The sequence below is a fragment of the Stenotrophomonas sp. HMWF003 genome, from assembly GCF_003061285.1.
GTDB classification, from domain to species: domain Bacteria; phylum Pseudomonadota; class Gammaproteobacteria; order Xanthomonadales; family Xanthomonadaceae; genus Stenotrophomonas; species Stenotrophomonas maltophilia_AP.
The window spans coordinates 1-4,350 of record NZ_QAIW01000077.1; the positions used below are offsets into that span (position 1 = coordinate 1).

Here is a 4,350-nt window from a genome sequence, read left to right on the forward strand (position 1 = left end):
CGGTAGTCGCGTTCGCTCGCTGGCGCGGCGGCGGGGTTTGCGCGGCGGGCGGGGGCGGATGTCGGCCAGCAGCTGGGCCAGCACCATCGCGTCGATGTTGCCGCCGCTGACCACCGCGCACTTGCGCTTGCCGGCCACGCGGCGCCCGGCGGCCAGGGCCAGGGCACCGGCGCCCTCGGCGATGACATGCTCTTCCAGGGCCAGCCGCACCAGGGTTTCGCGCAGCTCGGCTTCGCGCACGATCACCACATCGTCCAGCAGCGCGCTGCACAGCTTGCGGGTCAGGAAGCCGGGAATCTTCACCTTGACCCCGTCGGCCAGCGTGGCTGCCGGGGCGATCTCGCGGACATCACCGCGGATCGCGCGGGCCATCGAATCGACGCCTTCGACCTGTGCACCGACGATGCGCACGCCCTGCGATTTCAGCGCCAGCGCCACGCCGGAGGCCAGGCCACCGCCGCCGATCGGCACGATCACCACGTCCGGCGCATGCGGCGCCAGCTCGATGCCCAGCGTGCCTTGCCCGGCGATCACGTCGGGGTCGTCGAACGCGGACAGGAACCGGTAGCCGTGCTGGTCGGCCAGCGCACGCGCGAAGGCGTAGGCCTCGTCGTAGCTGGTGCCGTGCTGGCGCACGGTGGCGCCCCAGTGGGCCACGCCGGCGATCTTGGTCGCCGGTGCGCCGTGCGGCATCACCGTGATCGCCGGGATGTTCAGGCGGTAGGCCGCCCAGGCCACGCCCTGGGCGTGGTTGCCGGCCGAGGCGCAGATCACCGGCCGGTCATCGCCGCGTTCGCGCCCGGCCAGGAGCGCGTTCAAGGCGCCGCGCACCTTGTAGGAGCCGGTGCGCTGCAGGTTCTCCAGCTTCAGCCACACGCCGAAGCGTTCGGCATAGTGCAGCGGGGTAGGCGGCAGGTAGCGGCGCAGCCGCGCCTGCGCAGCCAGCACGTCGGCGACGCTTACGTCGCCTACTTCCGGTTCCTGCAGGGCACCGCTAGTGGGCATTTCGCCCCCGGCCACGGTGATCGCCGGCATGCGCTGCGCGGTGCCACGACGTCCCTGCGTGGTGCGACGCCATGCATCCTGCACGCGCACCACTTGCACTTCCCTGTGCTGCGTGGTGCGACGCCATGCATCCTGCACGCGCACCACTTGCACATCCCGATGCTGCGAGAAGGGACCTCCGTACCGGCACCGTGGAAACGGTGCGGGCGTTCATACCGATACTCCGGTGCCGGGTTCCAGCGCGCTGATGCGCACCGAAACACAGTCGTAGATCTTCTCGATCTGGCGGCACAGGGTCTCCGGCGGACGGCTGCTGTCCACCACCATCTGCAGGTGCCAGCGGCCGTTGTCGGCCGCGTTGGGCGCACCGGCGATCGCGCGCGGCGCGAAGCCGCGGCGTTCGGCCATGCCGATCACGCGCAGCAGCGCGCCCTCGGCGGGAACCAGCACCAGGTCAAGCCGGTATTGCATTGGGGAACTCCTGGGACTGATGGGCAGGGTTGCTTTCCAGCATGGTGCTGTTGGCGTTGTTGGGCGGCACCAGCGGCCACACGTTGGCGCGGGCATCGATGGCCACGTGCAGCAGCGCCGGGCCCGGCTGGGCCAACAGCGCGGCCAGGCCGCCCTCGACGTCGTCGCGGGCCTCGATGCGGGTGGCGGGAATGCCGAACACCTGGGCCAGGGCGGCGAAGTCCGGGTTGTCGGACAGGTCGATCTCGCTGTAACGCTCGGCGAAGAACAGTTCCTGCCACTGGCGCACCATGCCCAGCGAACTGTTGTCCAGCAGCACGATCTTCACCGGCAGGCGGCAGCGGGCGATGGTGGCCAGCTCCTGCACGTTCATCATGAAGCTGCCATCGCCGGACACCAGCACCACGGTGCGGTCGGGGCAGGCAAACTGCGCGCCCATCGCCGCGGGCAGGCCGAAGCCCATGGTGCCCAGTGCGCCGCTGGTCAGGTGGTTGCGCGGGTGGTTGAAGCGGCAGTGCTGGGCCACCCACATCTGGTGCTGGCCTACGTCGCACGCAATGATCGCATCGCTCGGGGCCAGCTCGCTCAGGCGCTTCAGCAGCGCCGGGGCATAGATATGCTTGCCCGGGGCGTCGTAGCGGGCGGCGAAGCGCTCGCGGTGGGTGCCGCACCGCTTGCGCCAGCCCTCCTGCGAGGCCGGCGTGGTGGCTGCGGCGGTCAACGCACGCAGCGCGCTGCCCACGTTGCCCGGCACGGCGATGTCGGCACTGCGCAGCTTGGAGATCTCATATGCGTCGGCGTCGATGTGGATGACCCGCGCGAACGGGGCGAATTCGTTCAACTTGCCGGTGGCACGGTCGTCGAAGCGCGCGCCGACCACGACCAACAAGTCGCTTTCCTGCACGGCCATGTTGGCCGCGCGGGTGCCGTGCATGCCCAGCATGCCCAGGTAGTGCGGATGCTGCGGCGGCAGCGCGCCCAAGCCACGCAGGGTCAGCACGGTGGGGATCGCACTGGCCTCGACGAAGGCACGGAAGTCCTCCACCGCATCGCCCAGTGCAACACCGCCACCGGCGTAGATCACCGGCTTTTCGGCGGCGGCGATCGCGGCAATGGCCTGTGCCACTGCGTCGTCCTGCGGTGCCGGCGGCGGGCTCACCGTGGCCGGGGTGTGAGCCGGCAGATGCGAGGCATCGGCGATCTGCACGTCCTTGGGCAGGTCGATCAGCACCGGGCCGGGGCGCCCTTCGCGGGCGATACGGAAAGCCTCGCGGACCACGCGCGGCAGGTCATCGACGCTGCGCACCAGCCAGCTGTGCTTGACGATCGGCATGGTCAGGCCGAACACGTCCAGTTCCTGGAACGCGTCGGTGCCCAGCAGCGGGGTGGCGACCTGGCCGGTGATGCAGACCATCGGCACCGAATCCAGCATCGCATCGGCGATGCCGGTCACCAGGTTGGAGGCGCCGGGGCCGGAGGTGGCAACACACACGCCGACCTGGCCGCTGGCGCGGGCATAGCCGTTGGCCGCCAGGGCCGCGCCCTGTTCGTGGCGGACCAGGATGTGCTTCAGCCCCGAATCCACCAGGGCGTCGTAGAACGGCATGATGGTGCCGCCGGGGTAGCCGAACAGCGTGTGCACGCCCTCGGCTTCCAGGGCCTGCGTCAACCAGCGTGCGCCGTTGCGGGGCGCGGTGCTGTGTGCGGAGGTGTTCATGCGGTGACCTTTACGAAAGCGGGTGGGGGAGCCGCGCGGTTACGCGGCTTGACTTTGCAACCAGACCATCTTGGCGCGCAGTTCCTTGCCTACCTTCTCGATCGGGTGCTCCAGGTCGGCCTGCTTGAACTTGTTGTAGTTCGGCAGGCCCGCTTCGTACTCGGCCACCCAGTTCTTGGTGAAGGTGCCGTTCTGGATGTCGGTCAGCACGTCCTTCATGCGTGCCTTGGTGCCGGCATCGATGACGCGCGGGCCGCTGACGTAGTCGCCGTACTGCGCGGTTTCGGAGATGAATTCCAGCATGCGGGTGATGCCGCCTTCGTAGAACAGGTCCACGATCAGCTTCAGTTCGTGCAGCACTTCGTAGTAGGCGATTTCCGGCTGGTAGCCGGCTTCCACCAGCGTTTCAAAGCCGGCCTGGACCAGCGCCGAGGCACCGCCACACAGCACCGCCTGCTCGCCGAACAGATCGGTCTCGGTCTCTTCCTTGAACGTGGTCTGGATCAGGTTGGCGCGTGCGCCGCCCAGGCCGGCCGCATAGGCCAGCGCGTACTCGGCGGCCTTTCCGCTCTTGTCCTGGTAGACCGCCCAGATGCACGGCACGCCGCGGCCGATCTCGTACTCACGGCGCACCAGCGCGCCCGGGCCCTTGGGCGCCACCAGCACCACGTCCAGGTCCTCGCGGGGCTTGATCATGTCGAAATGCACGTTCAGGCCGTGCGCGAACAACAGCACCGCGCCCTGCTTCATGTTCGGCGCGAGTACGTCTTCGTAGAGTTTCTTCTGCACCATGTCCGGGGTCAGCACGGCCACCAGATCGGCATCCTTGACCGCCTCGGCCGGGGCCTTGACGGTGAAGCCGTCGGCCTGCGCCTTGACCTCGGTGGGGCCACCCGGGCGCAGCCCGATGACAACGTCGAAGCCGGATTCACGCAGGTTCAGTGCGTGGGCGCGGCCCTGGCTGCCGTAGCCGACAACAGCGATCTTGATCTGGGGCAGGTCGTTGGTGCTCATGGGGGAGGTCCTTTGGCGGAAATAAAAAGATGGCCGACGGTCAGCGACGCGTCGGCCAGTCAGGGGAAGCGGTGGCACGCGCAGCGCCACAACCGCATGCATCCGCCGTGGGGGCGGTGGGCGTGAAGGCGGTGGTGGCGGGC

Annotated in this window: 4 protein-coding genes; all 4 read right to left on the reverse strand. The window is 69.0% G+C overall.

Annotated elements, in window-relative coordinates:
- Positions 1-1,005, reverse strand: a 1,005-nt coding sequence (locus DBR34_RS03020; protein WP_128095644.1) for a threonine dehydratase, incomplete at its 3' end; no start/stop codon positions are given.
- A 210-nt stretch (positions 1,006-1,215) separates the two neighbouring features.
- Positions 1,216-1,476, reverse strand: coding sequence for an ACT domain-containing protein (locus tag DBR34_RS03025; RefSeq protein ID WP_128095641.1), 261 nt, complete (start codon positions 1,474-1,476; stop codon positions 1,216-1,218).
- Complete coding sequence (ilvG, locus tag DBR34_RS03030; RefSeq protein WP_128095642.1) at positions 1,460-3,193, reverse strand: acetolactate synthase 2 catalytic subunit; 1,734 nt, start codon at positions 3,191-3,193, stop codon at positions 1,460-1,462. Before ilvG ends, DBR34_RS03025 begins: the two co-directional genes overlap by 17 nt.
- A 39-nt stretch (positions 3,194-3,232) precedes the next feature.
- Entirely contained in the window at positions 3,233-4,207 is a 975-nt protein-coding gene (gene ilvC, locus DBR34_RS03035; RefSeq protein ID WP_128095643.1) for a ketol-acid reductoisomerase, read from the reverse strand.
- Between the last annotated feature and the right edge of the window lie 143 nt (positions 4,208-4,350).